This is a genomic window from Chromobacterium sp. Panama (assembly GCF_003052555.1).
In the GTDB taxonomy this organism is placed as follows: domain Bacteria; phylum Pseudomonadota; class Gammaproteobacteria; order Burkholderiales; family Chromobacteriaceae; genus Chromobacterium.
Genome location: NZ_QARX01000001.1, coordinates 1,267,668 through 1,287,321, shown reverse-complemented (window position 1 = coordinate 1,287,321; position 19,654 = coordinate 1,267,668). Strand labels below are relative to the sequence as shown.

20 protein-coding genes and 1 pseudogene are annotated in these 19,654 nt (G+C 66.4%); 8 read left to right on the top strand and 13 right to left on the bottom strand.

Features of this window, described 5'->3' with window-relative positions; translation table 11 throughout:
• The 10 genes and pseudogenes from DB032_RS24085 to DB032_RS05965 form a co-directional block, all read right to left on the bottom strand.
• Positions 1-312 (bottom strand): annotated as a pseudogene (locus DB032_RS24085) (hypothetical protein); the annotation flags it as partial.
• Positions 309-596 carry an ABC transporter substrate-binding protein gene (locus DB032_RS06005; protein WP_107798664.1) on the bottom strand — a complete coding sequence of 96 codons (288 nt, stop codon included), beginning with the start codon at positions 594-596 and terminating at the stop codon, positions 309-311. The pseudogene DB032_RS24085 and the gene DB032_RS06005, both read right to left, overlap by 4 nt.
• A complete protein-coding gene (gene fliS / locus DB032_RS06000) occupies positions 583-975 on the bottom strand; it encodes a flagellar export chaperone FliS (protein ID WP_048407819.1) in 393 nt (130 codons plus the stop codon). Before fliS ends, DB032_RS06005 begins: the two co-directional genes overlap by 14 nt.
• Positions 976-1,060: 85 nt before the next feature.
• A complete protein-coding gene (gene fliD, locus DB032_RS05995; protein ID WP_107798663.1) occupies positions 1,061-2,404 on the bottom strand; it encodes a flagellar filament capping protein FliD in 1,344 nt (447 codons plus the stop codon).
• Between the two features lie 131 nt (positions 2,405-2,535).
• A complete protein-coding gene (gene fliJ / locus DB032_RS05990) occupies positions 2,536-2,970 on the bottom strand; it encodes a flagellar export protein FliJ (RefSeq protein ID WP_081575891.1) in 435 nt (144 codons plus the stop codon).
• Positions 2,967-4,280 (bottom strand): flagellar protein export ATPase FliI, encoded by a 1,314-nt coding sequence (fliI, locus tag DB032_RS05985; protein WP_107798662.1) that lies wholly within the window; start codon positions 4,278-4,280, stop codon positions 2,967-2,969. The genes fliJ and fliI overlap by 4 nt, the downstream gene beginning before the upstream one ends.
• Positions 4,281-4,283: 3 nt before the next feature.
• Positions 4,284-4,991, bottom strand: coding sequence for a flagellar assembly protein FliH (gene fliH, locus DB032_RS05980; protein WP_107798661.1), 708 nt, complete (start codon positions 4,989-4,991; stop codon positions 4,284-4,286).
• A complete protein-coding gene (locus DB032_RS05975) occupies positions 4,988-6,040 on the bottom strand; it encodes a flagellar motor switch protein FliG (RefSeq protein ID WP_048415757.1) in 1,053 nt (350 codons plus the stop codon). The genes fliH and DB032_RS05975 overlap by 4 nt, the downstream gene beginning before the upstream one ends.
• Entirely contained in the window at positions 6,024-7,727 is a 1,704-nt protein-coding gene (gene fliF / locus DB032_RS05970; RefSeq protein WP_107798660.1) for a flagellar basal-body MS-ring/collar protein FliF, read from the bottom strand. The genes DB032_RS05975 and fliF overlap by 17 nt, the downstream gene beginning before the upstream one ends.
• Before the next feature lie 12 nt (positions 7,728-7,739).
• A complete protein-coding gene (locus DB032_RS05965; protein WP_107798659.1) occupies positions 7,740-8,081 on the bottom strand; it encodes a flagellar hook-basal body complex protein FliE in 342 nt (113 codons plus the stop codon).
• A 469-nt stretch (positions 8,082-8,550) separates the two neighbouring features.
• Here DB032_RS05965 and DB032_RS05960 point away from each other — a divergent pair, with 469 nt between their 5' ends.
• From DB032_RS05960 to DB032_RS05925, 8 genes are all read left to right on the top strand, one after another.
• Entirely contained in the window at positions 8,551-9,417 is an 867-nt protein-coding gene (locus DB032_RS05960) for a FliM/FliN family flagellar motor C-terminal domain-containing protein (RefSeq protein WP_107798658.1), read from the top strand.
• A gap of 31 nt (positions 9,418-9,448) precedes the next feature.
• Positions 9,449-9,811, top strand: coding sequence for a flagellar motor switch protein FliN (gene fliN / locus DB032_RS05955; protein ID WP_107798657.1), 363 nt, complete (start codon positions 9,449-9,451; stop codon positions 9,809-9,811).
• Positions 9,811-10,575 (top strand): flagellar type III secretion system pore protein FliP, encoded by a 765-nt coding sequence (gene fliP, locus DB032_RS05950; protein ID WP_233246655.1) that lies wholly within the window; start codon positions 9,811-9,813, stop codon positions 10,573-10,575. The genes fliN and fliP overlap by 1 nt, the downstream gene beginning before the upstream one ends.
• Positions 10,576-10,832: 257 nt before the next feature.
• Entirely contained in the window at positions 10,833-11,105 is a 273-nt protein-coding gene (gene fliQ / locus DB032_RS05945; RefSeq protein ID WP_043590304.1) for a flagellar biosynthesis protein FliQ, read from the top strand.
• Positions 11,106-11,107: 2 nt separating this feature from the next.
• Positions 11,108-11,887: a flagellar biosynthetic protein FliR gene (fliR, locus tag DB032_RS05940; protein ID WP_107798656.1), complete on the top strand. Its 780-nt coding sequence runs from the start codon at positions 11,108-11,110 to the stop codon at positions 11,885-11,887.
• Positions 11,880-13,022, top strand: coding sequence for a flagellar type III secretion system protein FlhB (flhB, locus tag DB032_RS05935; protein WP_107798655.1), 1,143 nt, complete (start codon positions 11,880-11,882; stop codon positions 13,020-13,022). Before fliR ends, flhB begins: the two co-directional genes overlap by 8 nt.
• Positions 13,019-15,109: a flagellar biosynthesis protein FlhA gene (locus DB032_RS05930; RefSeq protein ID WP_107798654.1), complete on the top strand. Its 2,091-nt coding sequence runs from the start codon at positions 13,019-13,021 to the stop codon at positions 15,107-15,109. The genes flhB and DB032_RS05930 overlap by 4 nt, the downstream gene beginning before the upstream one ends.
• Before the next feature lie 474 nt (positions 15,110-15,583).
• Positions 15,584-16,447: a helix-turn-helix domain-containing protein gene (locus tag DB032_RS05925; protein ID WP_158274251.1), complete on the top strand. Its 864-nt coding sequence runs from the start codon at positions 15,584-15,586 to the stop codon at positions 16,445-16,447.
• 83 nt (positions 16,448-16,530) lie between these two features.
• On the opposite strand, the gene DB032_RS05920 is transcribed toward DB032_RS05925, so the two are convergent.
• From DB032_RS05920 to DB032_RS05910, 3 genes are all read right to left on the bottom strand, one after another.
• Positions 16,531-18,333, bottom strand: a complete 1,803-nt coding sequence (locus DB032_RS05920) for a hybrid sensor histidine kinase/response regulator (RefSeq protein WP_107798652.1) — start codon at positions 18,331-18,333, stop codon at positions 16,531-16,533.
• On the bottom strand, positions 18,333-18,803 hold the full coding sequence (locus tag DB032_RS05915; protein WP_158274250.1) for a molybdopterin-dependent oxidoreductase: 471 nt from the start codon (positions 18,801-18,803) through the stop codon (positions 18,333-18,335). Before DB032_RS05915 ends, DB032_RS05920 begins: the two co-directional genes overlap by 1 nt.
• A gap of 253 nt (positions 18,804-19,056) precedes the next feature.
• Complete coding sequence (locus DB032_RS05910) at positions 19,057-19,317, bottom strand: acyl-CoA-binding protein (protein WP_019101840.1); 261 nt, start codon at positions 19,315-19,317, stop codon at positions 19,057-19,059.
• Between the last annotated feature and the right edge of the window lie 337 nt (positions 19,318-19,654).

Here is a 19,654-nt window from a genome sequence, read left to right as displayed (position 1 = left end):
CTGCGGCGTCGGAGCCAGCGGCTGCGGCATGGCCGGCGTCGCCGGCAACGGCGGCGCGGCCAGGGCGAGCGGCTGCGCCGCCGGCGTCCCGGCCTTGGCCTCGTCGCCCGCAGGGGCCTCGGCGTCTGCGTCTGCGTCCGCCGCCGGCGCGGCGTTCTGCCCGTCCATCAGGCTGGCCAGCAAGGCGCTGGCGAAGTCGCCGCCGGACGCCGGCGCCGCCGCGTTCGGGTCCAGCAGGGGATCGGCCGGCGCGGCGTCGGCGGGCGTTGACGCGCCGCCGGCGAGAAGATTGGGGGGCAAGGATACGTTCATGCTTGATTCCAGTCGCTGACTTCGGCGTAGGCGATTTGCGCGTCGCGCTGATGGCTCAGCGCGGCGATTTTGTCTTGTAGTTCCGCGGAGTCGGCGCGGCAGACTTCCAGCGCGTCGCGGTAGGCGGCGCGCAGAGCGGCGCGCGCGGCGGCGTCCAGCGCCTGAGGCTGGGTGCGCAGCAGCTCGGCCAAGAGTTGGTCCAGCGCGGCCAGGCGCTCCCAGTCGCGCTCGGCGCAGGCGCGGCGGATGGCGGCTTCCAGCGCGGCCGGCTCAGGCGGCTTCATGCTGGTCCCGCACGCCTATCCAGCCGCCCTTGAGCTTGATCAGCAGCTGTTCCGCCTCGTCCAGCGCCGCCACGTCCAGATTGACGCTGGCGTGGTAGAGCCGGTAGGCGCAGTAGTCGTAAAGCCGCGCCAGATTGGTGACCACCTCGCCGCCGGAATCGAAGTCCAGCGCGCTGGACAGGCCGTTGAGGATGTTGATGCACTTGCTGATGCTCTCGCCCTTTTGCTCGTAGCGCTGGTTTTCCAGATGGCCGCGCGCGCGCGCCATTTCTTCCAGCAGGCCGTCGAACAGCACCAGCACCAATTGCACCGGCGAGGCGGCGTGGGTCTGCGCTTCCAGATTGACCGCGTGATAGCTGCGGTAGGCGTCGTATTCCACGTTGTCGTGCTCCTGTTCTAATTCAATAGGCGGGAGGGGGTCCCTCCCGCCGAATTCTGTGCGGCCAAGCAAACCCGGGCTGGATTCAGAAGGACAGCATGCCCAGAGTCTTCTGCATGTCTTCCTGCATCTTCTGCAGCTGGGTGAACTGCGTCAGGTAACGCTTGTAGCTCTGGTCGTACTGAGTCTTCAGCCGCAGCTGGCGGCTATCCAGATCTTTCTGGATGCGGGATTCGGAATCCTTGCGCAGCTTGAGCAGGCCGCTGCTGCCGTTCAGCCATTTGTCCAGGTAGTCGCTGCTTTGCTTGACCACGCCGTTCTTGTTGTCGCCGTTGACGAAACGGTCCAGCGCGTCCGGCTTGTCCTTCAGGGTGTCGTTCAGCTTCTTGCTGTCCAGGCTCAGGGTGCCGTCGCGGTTGGCCTTGATGCCCAGCTGGTTCAAGGTGATGCCGTCGTATTCCTGACGCAGCAGGCCGTTGATGCCGTCTTTCAGGCTGCGGATGCCGGAGTCGCTGGCGAAGGGGCCGCCGGTCTTGCCTTCCTTGCCCGGAGCGGACAGATCGGAGATGGCGCTGGCCAGCTTGTTGTAGCTGTCGACAAAGCCTTGCACATTGCCGACGGTGTCGGCCTCGTTGCGCGACACCGACAATTGCAGCGGGGTATCGCCCGGCTTCATCGCCTTGCTGATGGTCAGGTTGACCCCGTCAATGCTGTCGAAGGTGTTGGACGCCTGCTTCATCTGCACGCCGGTGTCTTTATTGCCCAGCCAGACGATGGCGTCCTGTCCCTTGGTCAGCTCCTTGGGGCTGGCGAGTCCGCTCTTCAGGCCGGCGTCGCTGACCTGGCTCAGGTCCAGCGTGACGACGCCGCTCTCGCCGGTCTTGCCGGAGGACATCACCAGCTGGCTGGCGCCGCCGTTGTTCAACACCATGGCGTTGACCTTGCCGCTGTTGCCGCTGGCGCGGTTGATGGCCAAAGCCAGCTCCGACGGAGACAAATTGCCGTCGCCGTCGCGGTCCGCGCTGCTGAGGTCCACTTCAAAGCTGTCGCTGCCCTGGCGGATGGTGATCTTGTCGCCGGCCTGGGCCTTGGCGCCGGACAAGCTGCCGAAGGACAGCTGATGGGCGGTGGCCACTTGTTCGATGAACAGCGAGTAGTTGCCCGGCTGAGCGTTGCCCTTGGCGCTGACGCTGCCGAAGCCTTCCTGGCTGATGCTGGCGCTCATCGCCACCAGGCTCTTCTTGGTGGTGATGCCGCTCAGCGCGCTGCGGTAGTCTTGCAAGGCCTTTTGCAGCTTGTTCAGCGCGTCGCCGCGCGCCTGCGCCGCCTTGCTCTGATTGTCCAGCTGGTTCTGGGCGTCTTGCAAATACAGGCTGGCGGCGTTCTGGGCCAGCGCCGAGGGCGGGGTCTTGCTGAAATCGATAGCCATTTAGAATCCTTTCGCTGTACGCGGGCCGGAGCGCGGTCGGCGCGCCGAGATGAGATCGCCGGTATTGAGATCGACGCTAATGACTATCCCTTGCGACCGCCGGCCGGCTTTTCTTGAGCCGCCGTGAATAATCACGCTCCGCGCAGCCAGGCTTGCCCGGCCAGTTCGTCGGTTTGCTTCTGTTCTTTCTTCAGCCGCAGGCGCAGCAGGCTTTCCGCCGCCTGGTCGCGCACCTGGACCATCACTTCGCGGCGCAGGCTGGCTTGCAGCAGCGCGCGCTGGCTGACCGCGGCGTCCGCCTCGGCCAGTTGCAGATCCTGCTGCTGCGAGGCCATCAGGCCCAGCAGCGCGCCCTTGTAGTCCGCGCAGTTGCGCGCCAAAGCCGGATGGCCGGCGTCGGCGCTGGCGCCGCTCTGGCCGCAGAGCTCGCCCATGCGCAGGATGTTGCGGCGGTAGCGTTCCTGCAGCTGGCGCTTGCCTTCCACCTCGCTTTGCAAGCGGTCCACGTCCTGCTGCCGCAATTGGACCATCAGGCCCAGGCGGCGCACGTCTTCGGGCTGGCTCATGTCGCGATCATCTCCATCAAACCGTTGCGGCTGTCTTCATAGCTCGCGGCCTCGGCCGCGCCCTGGCGCAAAAAGGCTTCCAGCCTGGGCATCAGCCGCACCGCGCGGTCGGTGTCCGCGTCGGCGCCGGCGACATAGCCGCCCAGCGGGATCAGGCTGCGCACTTCCTGGTAACGGGACCAGGCGCCGCGCGCGCCGCGCGCCGCCTCCGCGTGTTCCGCCGCGGTCAGCTGGCTCATGCAGCGGCTGACCGAGCGGCCGATGTCGATGGCCGGATAATGGCCGCGCTCGGCCAGTTCCCGCGACAGCACGATGTGGCCGTCCAGGATGGCGCGCGCGGTGTCCACCACCGGGTCTTGCTGATCGTCGCCTTCGGCCAGCACGGTGTAGATGGCGCTCATGCTGCCGGCGCCGCCCTCGCCGTTGCCCGCGCTCTCCGCCAGCGAGGGCAAGAGGCCGAACACCGACGGCGGATAACCGCGGGTGGCCGGCGGCTCGCCCAGCGCCAGCGCCACTTCGCGCTGAGCCATCGCGTAACGGGTCAGCGAATCCACCAGCAGCAGCACATTGCGGCCCTGGTCGCGGAAATGGGCGGCGATGGTGTGGGTCAGTTCGGTGGCCTTCAGCCGCATCAGCGGCGATTCGTCGGCCGGCGCCACCACCAGCACCGCCTTGGCCAGGCCGGCTTCGCCCAGCGAGTGCTCGACGAACTCCCGCACTTCGCGGCCGCGCTCGCCGATCAGGCCCACCACCACCACGTCGGCTTCGGTATGGCGGGTGATCATGCCCAGCAACACGCTTTTGCCGACGCCGGAACCGGCGAACAGGCCGACGCGCTGGCCGCGGCCTATGGTGAGCAGGCTGTTGATCGCGCGCACGCCCACGTCCAGCGGCGCGGACACCGGCTGTTTTTTCAAGGGATTGACTTGCGGCGGGTGGGCGGCCAGCGGCTGTTCGCCGCCAAGACGGCCCAGGCCGTCCAGCGGCTCGCCCAGGCCGTTGACGATGCGGCCCAGCCAGGACGGGCCTATCATCAGGCCGCCGCCGTCGGCGGCGGGCAGCACCCGCGCGCCGGTGCTCAGCCCCACCGGCTTCTTGAACGGCATCAGGTAGGAGACTTCGCGCTTGAAGCCCACCACCTGGGCTTGCAGCCAGCCGCCGCCGGTGGTTTCGATCACGCAGCGCTGGCCGGTTTCCAGCGGACAGCCCACGCTTTCCAGCAGCAGGCCGGACGCGCCCACCAGGCGGCCGCTGACGGTGGCCACCGGCACCTCGGGCAGTTCCAGCCGTCCCAACGCCTGGCGCAGCATGGCTTAAGCCTCCGCCTCGGCCGCCGCCGGCTCGTCGGCGTCGTGTTGCAGTTGTTCGCGCACGGTGGCGATGCAGGCCTCCAGCCGCTGCTGGCAGCCGGCGTCGGCCTCGGACTCCGGCGTGCGGATCCGGCATTCGCCGTGCGGCAGCTGCGCGTCGGCCACCAGCCGCCAGCGCGCGGCGCGCTCCGGCGCCAGTTCGCGGATACGCTGGCATTCCTCGGCGTTGAGCAGGATTTCCACCTCGTCCTGCTGGTATTGGCCCGGCGGCAAGGCGGCCAGGGTTTCGTCCACCAGGTCCAGGATCTGCACCGGCTTGAGCGCCAATTCGCAGCGGATGACCTGGCGCGCCACCTTGGCCACCAGTTCCACCACCTCGTCGCGCATCGCCGCCTGGTATTCCTCGCTGACGCGGCGCAGTTCGGCCAGCGCGGCCTCCAGCGGCCGACCCAGGTCGGCCAGCTCGGCCAGGGCTTCGCGGCGCGCCGCCGCCTGCCCTTCCTGGCGGCCCTGCTCCAGGCCCGCGGCGTAGCCGGCCTCGCGGCCGGCGGCTTCCCCGCTGGCCAGGCCTTCGTTGTAACCGGCGTCCATGCCCTGACGGAAGCCGTCGGCGGCGGAGGCCTGGATCTGGGCGGAGTCCTGCGCGTTCAGCGGCAGGTCCAGCGCGCTGTGGATCAGCGGCGGGAAACGGAAGGGGCGCCAGGCCTTCACTCGACCACTTCCTCTGGGAACAGCTGCAGGTCGATTTCGCCGGCCTGGGCCAGCTGTTTGACCTGAGCCATGATGTCGGCGCGCACTTCTTCCACGCGGCTCAGCGGCACCGGGCCGGAGCGGCGCATCATCGCGTCGAAGTTTTGCGCCTGACGGCGCGGCATGGTCTGGACGATGGCCTCGCGCACCGCCGGCTCCGCGCCCTTGAGCGCGATCGCCCATTGCTCCAGCGGAATGTCTTCGCTGATGCGCATCAGCACGGCCTCGGTCTGACGCGACAGGATGAAGAAGTCGTACATGCGGGTTTCGATTTCCTCGACGATGTCCGGATCGTGGGCGCGCAGCAGTTCCATCATGCGCTGGCGGTCGCCCGGCAGGCGGTTGAGGATGTCGGCGGTCTGCTGCATGCCTTCCACCGCGGTGCTCTGGGTGTGCAGGCTTTCCAGACAGCGGTTGACCAGTTCTTCCAGCTCTTCCAGGAGCTCGCGGTCCACGTCCTTGAGCCGGGCCACGTTGACCAGCACGCTGTCGCGGCTGTCCGCCGGCAGCGCGTCCACCACCTGGCCGGCCAAAGCCGGCGGCAGAAAGGCGAGGAACACCGCCTGCATGCGCACGTGTTCGCCGGCGATGCGGTCCGCCAGCCATTGCGGCGACACCCATTGCAGCCGCGCCATCTTGGGACGGATGGCGTCGCCGTAAATGGTGTCCAGCACGCTGTTGGCGATGTCGCTGCCCAGCGCCAGGTCCAGCGAGCGCTTGAGGAAGGCGCGGCTGGCGCCGTGCACCCCGCTCTGCTCGCGGTATTCGTCGAAGAATTTCTGAATCGTGGTCTTGACCGCGTCCACCTTGATGCCGCTCATGCCGGACATCGCCTGGGTCACTTGCAGCAGTTCTTCGCGGCTCAGGCAGCGCAGCACGGCGGCGGCGGGCTCCTCGCCCATGCACAGCAAGAGCACGGCGGCCTGCTCGATGGTGTTCATCGCTTCGGCGGCGGGCGCGGCGGCGGCCGGCGGCAGGGCCGGCGCTACGGCGTTATTGGTTTCGTCCATTTTTCTGCACCCATTGTTTGACGACTTCGGCGACGCGTTCCGGCTCTTTGGCGGCCAGGCCCTTCAGGTGGTCGACCAAGACGTCGACGCTGGAGCCGGCCGGCGGCAGATCGTAATTTTCCAGCAGCGGCACCACCGGGCTGGCGCCGGCGCCGGCCGCGGCCAAGGCCGCCGGCTGCGGCGCGGAGGACAGCTGCGCCTGGCGCGCGGCGCGCAGGTCGGCGCCGTCCATCAGCGGATCGGGTTTCAGTTCCAGCGCTTCCGGCTGCTGGTATTCGCGCAGCTGGCGGTCGGTCAGCTGACGCAGCATCTTCAGCAGCGGACGCGCCAGCAGCAGGTAGGCCAGCAGCAGGCCAAAGGCGTAAACGGCCCAGCGCGCGGCTTCGAACCAGGTGTCCTGCTGCATCCAGATCGGCTCCGGCTCGGACAGCGCGGAGAAGTTGAGCGTGGACACCGCCAGGGTGTCGCCGCGCTCGGCGTGTATGCCCAGACCGTTGCGCAGCACCTTGTCGACATTGGCCAGTTCGGCCGGCTTCCAGCCGCCCTTGGCCGGCGCGGCGGCCTGGTTCAGCACCACGGCCACGCTGAGGCGGCGCAGCGTGCCGCGCGCCTTCTTGATCTGGGTGACGCTGCGGTCGTAGGCGTATTGGCGGGTGACGGCGTTCTTGCTGTTGCCGGCTTTTTCCGAGGCCGGGCCGGAAGCGTCGGTGTTGACCGGGCGGTTGCTCAGCGAGCCGGGCACGCCCAGCGCCATTTTCTCGGTGGAGGTTTCCTCGCGCGAGGCCTCGTTGGTGACCTTGGGCGCCTCGCCGTATTTCTCGCGGGTTTCCTCGACGCGGTCGTTGTCCACGTCGGCGGTGACGCTGACCTTGAAATTGTCCTTGCCCAGCACCGGGGTCAGCAGATCGCGGACGTTTTGCAGCGCTTCCTCGCGGAAGCGGCGCGCGGCGTCGCTCTCATTGCCGCCCAACACCCCGTCGTCGCTCAGATCCACGCGCGAGGACAGCAGATTGCCGGCCTGGTCCACCAGGGTGACCTGGGACGGCGACAGCGTGGACACGCTGCCGGCCACCAGCTTGATCACCGCGGCCACTTGCTCGTTGCTCAGTTGCTGGCCGGGCTTGAGGGTGACCACCACCGAGGCGGAGCCCTTGTCGTTGACGGCGCCGACAAAAGACGTGGCGCGCGGCAGCGACAGATGCACGCGCGCGGCGGACACCGGCTCCAGCGCCAGAATGCTTTGCACCAGCTCGCCCTCCAGGCCGCGACGGAAGCGCACGTCCTGGACGAACTGGCTGACGCCTAGCGGGTCGTTCTTGTCCAGCAGCTCCAGGCCGGACGGCAGCTGCGCCACCACGCCCTTGGCCGCCAGCTGCATGCGCACGCGGCCCAGCTGGCTGTCCGGCACCAGCACCTGGCCGGTTTGCGGATGGATGCGATAGGGGATTTTCTCGGCGTCCAGCACCGCCATCATGTCGGCGGCCACCACTTTTTCCTGGGCGCCGAACACCGGCTTGTAGCTGGCGTCGTCGCGCCACAGCCACAGGCTGATCATCACGGTGAGGCCGATGGCCAGCGCGACGATGGGCAGCGCCAGGCGCAGGGAGGGTCCGGAAACGGGCCAACGGCCGCCCAGACGGGTTTGCACGGCCGCGACGCCGCTGCGAAAACGATTCAACACGGGCATGGTCCTCGCGGCTTACAGCTGCATCTTGATCAAGTCGTCCACGGCGCCCACCACCTTATTGCGCACTTGCATCAGCATGGAGAACGACAGGCTGGCTTCCTGGCTCATCAGCATGGCGCCGACCAGGTCGTCGCTCTTGCCGCTGTCCACATCGGCCATTTTTTCGGAGGCGGCGCGGTTCTGTGCGTCCACATCGCGGACGGCGGCGCCCATGGCGTCGGAGAAGCTGGCGGCGGAGGCCGGCTCTTCGCTGTGTTGCGGCGGCGCAATCGGCGCGCCGCGCGCCATCCCGGCCATTTCGCCGAGCATTTGCTTGCGGTCGGCATGAATCATCAAACCCAGGTTGGTCGCCATCGGAAATCCTTGTCGGGCGGTGCCCGTTATTATTGAGTGGCCAATCAAGGCCGGTTTCACGTCTGCGGCCCGCCGCGCGGCGGCGAGCGTATCGAAGCGGCAGCCCCGAGATGAGGACTTGTAACCATGCCATCATCCTGACGCCAGGATACGAGCGGCGATTTTAAACTTTATGCTTAAACCAACAGCCGTGAATTTTCACAAACTCTGACGTGAATTTTCCCCCTTTACCCAACGGCGGCAGCCAGTAAGATGCACACTCCATAAGGTTTAGCCTGCCGTTTGCCTCCGTCCGCGAGCCGCGAATTTAGTACCTTCTAGTACAGTTCGTATCCAGCGCCGCAGAGGGCGGGCCGGCCTTGATGAACACCAGGACGCCGCGGTTTAAGCGCCGCGCCCCTGCCGTCGCCCGCGCGCGCCGGCCGGGCGCGCCGGCGGCGCCAAGCCCACGCCTTCACCGAGAATCGAGATGCCAAGAGCCAGAATCATTTCGCAGCATGACGGCGCCCAATTGCCGGCTCTCGACCTGCGCACGCTGGGACGACCGTTCCATCTGCTGCCCGTCTTCGGCAAAGCCCTGCAAGAAGAGCTGGCGGATTTCCTGCAGCAAGAATTGAACCGCCGCTACCACGCGCGTTTCCACATCCGCGCGCTGGAACAGGCGCAACCGGCCGCCGACGAGCGCCGCTGGCTGTGGCACGCGCTGGACGGCTGCCAGCTGGGCAGCCATATCGAACGACCGCTGCTGCTGCGCTTGCTGGATTACCGCTTCGGCGCGCCGACGGCGCAGCCGGACGCCGACGCCGCCGCGCCGGCGGAGACCGAAACCGAACGCCGGCTGGCGCGCAGCCTGGCGGAACGGCTGCTGCCGCGGCTGCTGCAATGCGTTTTGCGCCTGGACCGCCAGGCCGGCGGCCTGCCGCCCGGCCCGGCCGACTGCGCGCTGCTGCCCTTCGTGCCGCCCGGCACCGGGGTCTGGGAGATTCGCCTGGACATCGGCGACGGCGAGCACGCCGTCGGCGCGCTGCGCCTGCAACTGGACGCCGCCTGCTTCGAACGGCTGCTGAAAAACCTGTCCGGCCGCCGCGACAGCGCCGACGCCCAGGCCGCGCCGGCGGACACCTTCCGCGACCGGCTGCGGGTGCGGCTGCAAGCGCGGCTGCTGGACCGCGAAATGGCGCTGGGCGACATCATGGACCTGCGCCCCGGCAGCGTGCTGCCGGTGACGCTGCAGGCCAGGAGCGAAGTGCTGGTCGGCGCTTCGCGGCTGTTCGACGCCGAAGTGGCCGAGCAGCACGGCAAGCTGTGCCTGACCGGCTTTGTCGCCAGCGAATGACTCCACAAACACAGAACAAGCAAGGATTAGCATGGACTTGAACGACGATTTCGACCTGGGCGGCGTGCTGGACGGCCTGGACGGTCAGAACGACGCGGACGCCAAGCCGGCGGACGACGCCGCGGCGCGCCGGCCGCAACGCGACATGACCCAGTTCCTGCGCAAGATCCCGGTCCGGCTGACGCTGGAAGTGGGCGGCGCCGACATCTCGCTGGCCGATCTGGTCAATATCGAAAACGGCTCGGTGGTGGAGCTGGACAAGCTGGCCGGCGAACCGCTGGACATCAAGGTCAACGGCACGGTGATCGGCCGCGGCGAAGTGGTGGTGGCCGGCGAGAACTACGGCCTGCGGGTGGTGGAGTTGAACGATCTGGAACTGGACAGCCTGGCCTGATGGGACTCTTGAAGAAGCTGCGCCCCCTGCTGCGACCCGGCCTCATCGCTGCGGGGCTTTGGGCGCTGGCCGCCGCCTGTCAGGCCGAGCCGCTGAAGCTGCTGTCGGCCAACGCCGGCGGCACGCCGGTGGATTTCACCATCAAGACTCAGATCCTGATCCTGATGACCTTGCTCGGGCTCTTGCCCGTGCTGGTGCTGATGATGACCAGCTTCACCCGCTTCATCATCGTGCTGTCCCTGCTGCGCCAGGCGCTGGGCCTGCAGCAGGGCCTGCCCAACCGCATCGTCACCGGCGTGTCCTTGATCCTGACCCTGCTGGTGATGCGGCCGGTGGGCCTGGAGGTGTGGAACCACGCGCTGCAGCCCTTCGATCAGGACAAGATCACCATGCAGCAGGCGCTGGAGATCGCGCAGAAGCCGATCAGCCGCTTCATGCTGGCGCAAACCAGCAAGACCGCGCTGGCGCAGATCGCCAGGCTGTCCGGCGAGGAAAAGATCAGCAATCCGCAGGACCACGCCTTCGCGGTCAAGCTGGCCGCCTTCGTGCTGTCGGAGTTGAAGACCGCGTTCCAGATCGGCTGCATGCTGTTCATCCCCTTCCTGGTGATAGACCTGGTGGTGTCCAGCGTGCTGATGGCGATGGGCATGATGATGCTGTCGCCGCTGGTGATTTCGCTGCCGCTCAAGCTGCTGCTGTTCGTGCTGGTGGACGGCTGGTCGCTGACGGTGAACACCCTGGTCACCTCGATACAGGCGTATTGAATTGAGCACAAATTTTTTGCCACGGAAGCACACGGAAGACACGGACAAATTCAGAAAAACACAAAATCCTTTGTCATGGATATCCGCCGAGGCATACGGAAATAGCGCTTTTCGAAGCGCCGAACATAAGGCGTACACAACACAGGCATGGAGTCATTGATTTTGAATTTCCCGTGTTTTTCCGTGTGCTTCCGTGGCTAAAAAAGTTTTTACGCTTCCGCGGCTCATTGATTATCTTGACTAACTAACAGGCGTTTATGCTCACTCCCGACATTGCCGTCGACATCGTCAACGACAGCCTGCGCGTCGTCGTCACCCTGGTGGTGTTGCTGATCCTGCCCAGCCTGATCGTCGGCGTCATCGTCAGCCTGATCCAGGCCGCCACCCAGATCAACGAGCAGACGCTGTCCTTCCTGCCGCGGTTGCTGGTGACCTTGCTCACCATCGCCATCGCCGGCCACTGGATCACCGGCTTCCTGATGGATTTCTGCGTGGCGATGTTCCAGCGCGCCGCCGGTCTGGTCGGATAGCCGTGACCGGCCTCTACGCCCAGCTGCTGGACCTGATCCCGGCCTTCTGGTGGCCGTTCTGCCGGCTGATGGCCGCCTTCAGCGTGGCGCCCTTCATCGGCGAGGGCATGGTGCCGGTGCGGGTGCGCATCGGCCTGGCGCTGGCCTTGTCCGCCGCCACGCTGCCGGCCACCCTGCCGCTGCCCAAGCTGGACCTGTTCTCGCTGGCCGGCGTCGCCGCCAGCATCGAGCAGGCGGTGATCGGCCTCGTCTTCGGCCTCGCCTTTCAACTGGTGCTGGCGGTGCTGGCCGTGCTCGGCTTCCTGGTGTCCTCGCAGATGGCGCTGTCCATGGCGGTGATGAACGACCCCGGCAACGGCAATTCTTCCGATGTGGTGTCCAGCCTGCTCTACCTGCTGGGCGCCATGATCTTCTTCTCGCTGGACGGCCATTTGCTGCTGATCCAGGTGGTTTACGCCAGCTTCCAGGCCTGGCCGGTGGGCGGCGGCGTGCCGGCCGCCTCGCTGTCCATGCTGGCCGGCGGCGTGGCCTGGGTCTTGTCCGCCGCCATGCTGCTGGCGCTGCCGGCGGTGTTCGCCACCTTCGCGGTACAGGCCGGCGTGGGCATGATCAACCGGGTGGCGCCGTCGCTGAACCTGTTCTCGCTGGGCTTCCCGCTGATTACTCTGTTCGGCCTGGGCACGCTGGGCCTGGTGGCGCGCTTCATCCCCCAGCAATACCTGAACCTGAACGAACAGATGCTGCGCCTGCTGGACGGCATGCTGAGGGCCGGCCATGGCTGAGGGGCGCGGCGGCGACAAAACCGAAAAGGCCACGCCGCACAAGCTGCGGCAGGCGCGCAAGCAAGGCCAGGTGCCGCGCTCGCGCGATCTGGCCGCCGCGCTGGGCCTGTTGTTGGCGCTGAAACTGGCTTTCTGGCTGATGCCGCAGTGGCTGGACGAATTCCGGGAATTGTTCGCGCTGGCCTTCGCCCCGCTCTCCGGCAGCGGCGCGCTGGACAACAGCTGGTCCAAGCTGTTCGCCGGCACCTTGCTGCTGCTGGTCAAGATGGTGCTGCCGCTGGCGGTGATTCCGCTGTGCATGATCGTGGTTTCGCTCTATCCCGGCGGCTGGGTGTTCAGCCTCAACCATCTGCAGCCCAAGCTGGAGCGCTTCAATCCGCTGGCCCACTTCGGCCGCATCGCCTCGGCGCGGCACGCCAGCGAGATCGGCAAGTCCATCGCCAAGGCGCTGTTGCTGGGCTGGGTGCTGTACCGGCTGAGCCAGAGCGCGCTGGAAGACTTCTTCGCCTTGCAAGGCGCGCCCTTCGCCACCGCTCTCGCCGGCAGCGCCGAGCTGCTGATCAACGCGCTGCTGACCCTGACCGCGGTGTTCATGCTGTTCGCGCTGATCGACCTGCCGCTGCAAATCCTGCTGTTCATGAAGCAGCAGAAGATGAGCAAGCAGGAAATCAAGGAAGAGTACAAGAGCACCGAGGGCCGGCCGGAGATCAAGCAGCGCATCCGCCAGATCCAGATGCAGATGGCCCAGCGCGGCGTGCGCAAGGCGGTGCCCACCGCCGACGTGGTCATCGTCAACCCCGAGCACTACGCGGTGGCGCTGAAATACGATGAGGAGCGCGCCGAGGCGCCCTTCATCATCGCCAAGGGCCTGGACGAGATGGCGCTCTACATCCGCCAGGTGGCTCAAGAGCATCAGGTGGACATCGTGCCGCTGCCGCCGCTAGCGCGCGCCGTCTACCACACCACCCAGGTCAACCAACAGATTCCCGCGCCGCTGTACCGAGCGGTGGCGCAAGTCCTGACCTATGTCATGCAACTCAAGGCCTTCCGCAACGGATCGCGCCGCAGCCAGCCGCGGCTGCCGGACGATTTGCCGATCCCGCGCGACATGGCCGATCCCAGAACCGCATCATGAACGCTTTCACTCGACTGCTGGCCGACATCGGCCACCACAAGATCGCCGCCCCGCTGTTTTTGCTGGCCATACTGGCCATGGTGATGCTGCCCTTGCCGCCGATGGCGCTGGACATGCTGTTCACCTTCAACATCGTGCTGGCCATCATCGTCATCCTGGTCAGCGTCTCCGCCAAGCGGCCGCTGGACTTCTCCGCCTTCCCCACCATCATCCTGGCCACCACCCTGCTCAGGCTGTCGCTGAACGTGGCGTCCACCCGGGTGGTGCTGCTACACGGCCATGAGGGCACCCACGCCGCCGGCCGGGTGATCGAGGCCTTCGGCCAGGTGGTGATAGGCGGCAACTTCGTCGTCGGCATGGTGGTCTTCGTCATCCTGATGATCATCAACTTCATGGTGGTGACCAAGGGCGCGGAACGGATCTCGGAAGTGTCCGCCCGCTTCACCCTGGACGCGCTGCCCGGCAAGCAGATGGCCATCGACGCCGACCTCAACGCCGGCCTGATCAATCAGGAGCAGGCGCAGCAGCGCCGCCGCGACATCGCCACCGAGGCCGATTTCTACGGCGCGATGGACGGCGCGTCCAAGTTCGTGCGCGGCGACGCCATCGCCGGCATCCTGATCCTGATCATCAATCTCTTCGGCGGCGTGGCCATCGGCGCGCTGATGCACGGCCTGTCCGCCGGCGACGCCTTCCGCCAGTACGCGCTGATGACCATAGGCGACGGCCTGGTGGCCCAGATCCCGGCCCTGCTGCTGTCCTCGGCCGCCGCCATCATCGTCACCCGCATCAGCGACGACGGCGACATGCAGGAGCAGGTGGGCAAGCAGATGCTGGCCTCCCCCACCGTGCTGATGAGCGCCGCCGGCATGATGCTGGTGCTGGCCGCCATCCCCGGCATGCCCTGGCCCACCTTCCTGGGCTTCGCGCTGCTGCTGGGCTTTGTCGCCTGGCGGATGCACCGCCGCCAGCAAGTGCTGCCGAACCAGCCGGACCCGGCGCTGGCGAAAAGCGCGCTGGCCGGCGACGCCGACATCGAACTGGAATGGGGCGCCCTGCCCTATGTGGACACGCTGGGCGTCAATCTGGGCTACAAGCTGGTGTCGCTGCTGGACAAGAGCCAGGGCGCGCCGCTGGCCAAGCGCGTGCGCGGCGTGCGCCAGAGCCTGAGCGAGGGCATGGGCGTGCTGATGCCGCCTGTGAACCTGCGCGACGACCTGCGCCTCAAGCCCTCGCAATACGCCATCCTGCTCAGCGGCAACACCGTGGCCGAGGGCGAGGTCTACGCCGACCGCCTGATGGCCATCCCCTCGCCGGAGCTGTACGGCGAGGTGGACGGCATGCCCGGCGTGGACCCGGCCTACGCGATGCCGGTGGCCTGGATCCTGCCCGACGACAAGAGCAAGGCCTTGGGCCTGGGCTATCAGGTGGTGGACTGCGCCAGCGTGGTGGCCACCCATCTGAACAAGGTGATGCGCGAGCATCTGGCCGAGCTGTTCCGCCACGACGACGTGGCCGCCATCAACGAGCGGCTGTCGGCGCTGGCGCCCAAGCTCGCCTCCGCGCTGAACCAGGCGCTGCCGGCGCCCTTGCAGCTCAAGGCCTACCGCCAGCTGCTGACCGACAATGTGTCGCTGAAAGACATCGGCCCCATCGCCAACGCCCTGCTGGACGCCAGCGAAAGCAGCAAGGACCCCATCATGCTGGCGGCCGAGGTGCGCTGCGCGCTGAAACGCCAGATCGTGCAATCCATCCTGGGGCCGCGCGGCGAGATGAAGGCCTTCAATCTGTCCGCCGATCTGGAAAACCTGCTGCTGGGCGCGCTGAGCCAGGCGCAGCAAACCGGCAAGCCGCAGCTGGACAGCTTCCCCATCGACCCCAACGTGCTGCAGCAGCTGCAGGCCAATATGCCGGTGGTGCGCGACCAGATGAAACAGCTGGGCCACGCGCCCATCCTGCTGGTGATGCCGCAGATCCGCCCGCTGCTGGCGCGCTACGCGCGCTTGTTCGCGCCGGGCCTGCACGTGCTGTCCTACAACGAAGTGCCGGAAACCCGCGAAGTCAGCCTGACCGGCACCCTGGGCTGAGCACCCGCCCACGATCAACCCCGCCGCGGGCGCGCGTCGCCGCGCCCGCACGCTCTTCGCATGATATGCGAAATTACAACACCCTCCGCCTCAAGCCGTCCGCCTCCGCCCAAGCCGCCATCCGCCCAATAAAATCAAACATATAGCCGCCCTTCACCGGCCAAGCCTTACTAGGCCACAGGCATAACACAGCTCGAATCTGTACCAAGGAACAGGTTTCAATCTGTATGCCCAATTTTAAAATGAAAACCTTTTTTGCATTTTCAGCGAAAATTTTTCGCAAATTTTGCAAAAGCTGACTAATATCGGCTAAGTAGAAACCCCAGCGTCGACGTGCCCGCCCCTGCCCGGAAGGCCATCCGCCCTCCGCTCGCCGCCGCCGATAATGAAGAAAGACAGCAGCCCTCCGCCCGCGCCGGCGGCAAGCTGCGGACCAGAACGACCCGATAGTCGCCCTACTCCAAAGACATGCAAATGACACAGAACAAGCCAACCACTGAAATCATCAACGCCAATATCCGCACGCATCTGGAACAGCGCGGCCTGGCGGAGTCGCAACAGGTCAGCCTGATCGAGGAAGTGCTGGGCCTGAGCGCGTCGCAAACCTACCGCAAGCTCAACGGCAGCAGCCAGTGGCAGTTGGGTCAATTGGAGAAGCTGGCGCAATACCTGGGCCTGCCCACCTCCGAGCTGCTGGTGTCGCAAGACAACCGCCGGCCGGTGCGGGTGCCGGACGCCGACCTGATCCCGGCCATCCTCCACCTGACCGACCACACCGAGGAAGCCCATTGCTGGATACAGCTGGGCGACGTGGTCCAGGACGACTCCATCTCGCCGCTCTTGCTGGCGCGCCGCCAGGGCGACAGCTGGCACGTGTATCCGGGCAGCCACGACCGCTGCATCAACGGCCACGAAGTCACCTATCTGGCGGTGCAGCCGCCCAAACGCGCCAACAACAAACGGCTGCTGGTGGCGGTGCTGGACGATATGGACGCCGACATCCTGGCGGCGGTGCTGGTGCGCCAGGGCCTGTTCGCCCTGCCCTACGAATCCCCGTCCGAGCTGCTGGCCGCGCTGCCGCACGAGGAGTTCGACGCCTTCGTGCTGGACTGGGTGCTGGGCGACGACGATTGCATGAAAGTGATAGAAACCATACGCCAGCGCTCGGCCACCGTGCCCATCATCGTGCTGACCGGCCACGCCGAGGAATACGAATCCGCCTTGCAGCAGGCGCTGCGCATCCAGGGCGTTTACTACATCGGCAAGCCCACGCCGGGCTCCATCCTGGCGCTGCAGATCACCAATGTGGTGACCGCGGCCCATGATCTGGAAGTCTGAGCAGATCCGCTCCAGCCGCCGAGCGACATGAAAAAGCCCTGGATCTCCAGGGCTTTTTTCTGTCCGGCCATGCGCCGCCGCGTTCAGCCGCGTCGGGCCACCACGTCCAGCATCTGCCGCAGCTGGCCGGCGTCGAAGGGTTTGGCCAGGATGCCGGCGAAACGCTGGGCGCGCGGATCCTGAAACGCCTCCGGGTAAGCGCTCATGCCGACGACGGCGGTCTGTTCGGCGCGCCGGCCGCTCCAGGCCCGCTCCGCCACCTGATAGCCGCTGTCCGCGCCCAGATGCATGTCCAGCAGCACGGTGTCGAAATCGGCCCGCTCCAGCGCCTGCTCGGCCAGCGCCGCCGTCTCCGCGGTGGCCACTTGGTAGCCGTCGCGCTGCAGCAGCTCGGCCAGGGTGTCGCGGATATCGGCGTCGTCGTCCACGATCAGCACCGACTGCGGACCGGCCGACTCCAGCGCCTGCACCGGCAGGCGCACGGTGAAGCAGGCGCCCTTGCCCTCGGCGCTGTCCAGCTCGATGCAGCCGCCGAACAGATTGACCAACTCCTTGACGATGGACAGGCCCAGGCCGCAACTGCCGGCGCGGCGGTGCTTGCCCTGGATGAAGGGCTGGAAAATGCGCTGCTGATACTCCAGCGGAATGCCCACGCCGGTGTCGCTCACCTGCAGCACCAGTTCATGGTGGCCGGTGGCGCGCAGGCAGGACACGCTGACCGTCACCGTGCCGCTGTCGGTATAGCGGATGGCGTTGGACACCAGATTGCCCACCACCTGGCGCAGCCTGACCTCGTCCAGCACCACCTTGGCCGGCAAGGGCCCGGCCTGGTAGTTCAGCGCCAGGCCCTTGGCGTCGGCCAGCGGCCGCATCACGTCCATGGTGGCTTGCAGCACCTCGGCCAAGGGCATGGGCTGCGGATTCATCCGCAGCTTCATATTGCGGATGGCGCTGATGTCCATGATGTCGTGCACCTGGGCCGACAAATGCGACACGCTGGTTTTCAAACGCTGCAAGGCGGTGCGCGCGGTCTTCTGGCCGTCCGCCACCGGCTCCAGCAATTCGATGCACACCTGCATGGACTGCAAGGGTGAGCGGATCTCGTGGCTCAGCGTGGCCAGGAAGGTGGTGCGGTCCAGCTCCATCGCCACCGTGGCCTGATGCGCGGACTGCTCCTTCTCCAGCAAGGCCTGTTTGGCGCTGGCCAAACGCTTGACCGAGCTGTAGCGCGACAACAACAGGATGACCGCGCAGATCACGCCCCACAGCACCGATTGCAGATACAGCACATTGCTGCGCTGGCGGTCCAGGTCCTCCAGCCGCTCGGTACGGCTCTTGACCTCGGCCACCCTCGCCTCCACGGCGAAGGCCATCAGTTGCGGCCGCAGCAGATCGATGCGCTCCAACAGCGCCGGCGCCGAGTCCAGCGCCGGGTGGCTGAAGGCGGGGTCGTTGAACAATTGCTGGTAATCCGCCACCAGGGTGTCGAAGCCCTTCACCTGGCGCAGCAACATCTGCACCCGCACCGGCGCCGGTTCGGCAAACACGTGGAAACGGCTATTGGCCACTTCCAGCCGCCGCAACAACTCGTCTTGCTTGATGCGGCCGGCCTGGAAACCCACCAGCGCGGACTTGGCGCGCTCCATTTCCAGCTGGAACTGCGCCACCGACCAATACAAATCCTCGCTGCTGTTGGCCACGGAATTGACCTTGCCCAGCTGGCTGATGCTGTAATACATGCCGCCGGCGGCGGTGATCAGCACCAGCAAGCCCACCCACAGCATGCGCCGGCCCTCCGGCCAGCCGCCCCAGCCGGAAATCAGCCGCCGCAGGCGGCTGAGCCAGCCCGGCGCGGCGTCGGACGACGCTTGATTGTCCTGGTCCATCAGTTCACCACCAAACCGTCTATCTGCCAGATCAGCTTGGCGTCCAGCGCCGGCCCCTTGGCCGAATCCGGCATCTGCTCCAGCGGATACATCAACCACAAGGGCCCGTAGCGGGCCACGTTCATCGGCTGCTGATTGAAGCGGCGCGCCAGGATGGCGCGATACTTGACCAGCTCGCTGACCGGAATGGAATAGGTATAGTCGTTGAGCGCCACGAACTGGGCCTGGTGGCCGTAGGCGCCCACTTTATTCAGAATGTCCCGCACCAGCGGCCCGCTGAAGGTGGCCTTGGGCGTCCAGCTGGTGGCGGTGACCAGCGAAGTTTGCGGCAAGGCCATCAGCGCGCTCTCGCGGAACTCGTACACGCCGCGCGCCGAATCGGTGAAATGGCTGATCTTGCCCGACACCACCAGCAAAACTGGATCGTCGCCGGCCCGGCACGCTTGCGCCAGCAGGGCGAAAACCAGCAAGCAAAAGACTCTCTTCATCTTGGCCAACGCTTCACTTGATTGAAAAACCGTACCGCCGCGCGCTGCTGGGCAACAGCCGGCGGCAGTTGAGAACCCGTTCGCGATCCGCGGGCCGCTTCGGCCGCGGCGCCCGTTTCGCGGGCTTGCCCCGCGGGATGGCGAACAACTTCTAAAAAAAATCGGCACGCGGGACCGGTGCCGCTTCGCCGCCGCAAACGGCGCCGCCCGCGGGCGGCCCGTTCTGGCGGCCGGCTTACTCTTCCAGCAGACGCTTCACCACGTCCACGTATTCCTGCTTGGCCTCGTCGCTGCCCTTGCCTTTCAGCTTTTCCCAGGCGTCGAATTTGGCGCGGTTGATGAAGTCCATCATGCCCGGGCGCTCGCCGGCGGCGTCGCCTTCGGTCGCCTGCTTGAACAGCGCGTACAGCTGCAACAGGGTCTGGTTGTCCGGACGCTCGGACAGGGTCTTGACATCGGCCTGAGCCTGGGTGAACAGAGTCTGCAGATCAGACATGGGAATTCCTTTGTTGAAGGCCGGGACGTTCGTACGCCCCTGATTGGAGATGTTAGCCTCCGGCAAGCAGCGCCGGAGAGCGGAATTTACCACGAACCCGCGCCCTTGGTCAGCCGCCGGCCCGGCGTCCGGCCTCAATTTTGTTCCACCGGCCCGCTCCAAGGCCGCCCTGGCCCGGGAGAGCCTTGCACAGGCTTGAGAATGTGTTCGCGATCTCGCGAGCTAAGGCGAGACAAGGCGAAAACGTCTGAGAAAGCGGAGTGCGCGCGCGGCGCATCAGCCTTTCGAAGGGGCGCTCACCGTGCAACGCCCCACGACGCGCGGCGGATCGTAAACA

Excerpts from the sequence above, each read along its gene's own strand:
- DB032_RS06005 (WP_107798664.1), bottom strand. The coding sequence starts at position 596 with ATGAAGCCGCCTGAGCCGGCCGCGCTGGAAGCCGCCATCCGCCGCGCC.
- fliD (WP_107798663.1), bottom strand. The coding sequence starts at position 2,404 with ATGGCTATCGATTTCAGCAAGACCCCGCCCTCGGCGCTGGCCCAGAAC.
- fliJ (WP_081575891.1), bottom strand. The coding sequence starts at position 2,970 with ATGAGCCAGCCCGAAGACGTGCGCCGCCTGGGCCTGATGGTCCAATTG.
- fliI (WP_107798662.1), bottom strand. The coding sequence starts at position 4,280 with ATGCTGCGCCAGGCGTTGGGACGGCTGGAACTGCCCGAGGTGCCGGTG.
- DB032_RS05975 (WP_048415757.1), bottom strand. The coding sequence starts at position 6,040 with ATGGACGAAACCAATAACGCCGTAGCGCCGGCCCTGCCGCCGGCCGCC.
- fliF (WP_107798660.1), bottom strand. The coding sequence starts at position 7,727 with ATGCCCGTGTTGAATCGTTTTCGCAGCGGCGTCGCGGCCGTGCAAACC.
- DB032_RS05965 (WP_107798659.1), bottom strand. The coding sequence starts at position 8,081 with ATGGCGACCAACCTGGGTTTGATGATTCATGCCGACCGCAAGCAAATG.
- DB032_RS05960 (WP_107798658.1), top strand. The coding sequence starts at position 8,551 with ATGCCAAGAGCCAGAATCATTTCGCAGCATGACGGCGCCCAATTGCCG.
- fliN (WP_107798657.1), top strand. The coding sequence starts at position 9,449 with ATGGACTTGAACGACGATTTCGACCTGGGCGGCGTGCTGGACGGCCTG.
- fliP (WP_233246655.1), top strand. The coding sequence starts at position 9,811 with ATGGGACTCTTGAAGAAGCTGCGCCCCCTGCTGCGACCCGGCCTCATC.
- fliQ (WP_043590304.1), top strand. The coding sequence starts at position 10,833 with ATGCTCACTCCCGACATTGCCGTCGACATCGTCAACGACAGCCTGCGC.
- flhB (WP_107798655.1), top strand. The coding sequence starts at position 11,880 with ATGGCTGAGGGGCGCGGCGGCGACAAAACCGAAAAGGCCACGCCGCAC.
- DB032_RS05930 (WP_107798654.1), top strand. The coding sequence starts at position 13,019 with ATGAACGCTTTCACTCGACTGCTGGCCGACATCGGCCACCACAAGATC.
- DB032_RS05925 (WP_158274251.1), top strand. The coding sequence starts at position 15,584 with ATGACACAGAACAAGCCAACCACTGAAATCATCAACGCCAATATCCGC.
- DB032_RS05920 (WP_107798652.1), bottom strand. The coding sequence starts at position 18,333 with ATGGACCAGGACAATCAAGCGTCGTCCGACGCCGCGCCGGGCTGGCTC.
- DB032_RS05910 (WP_019101840.1), bottom strand. The coding sequence starts at position 19,317 with ATGTCTGATCTGCAGACTCTGTTCACCCAGGCTCAGGCCGATGTCAAG.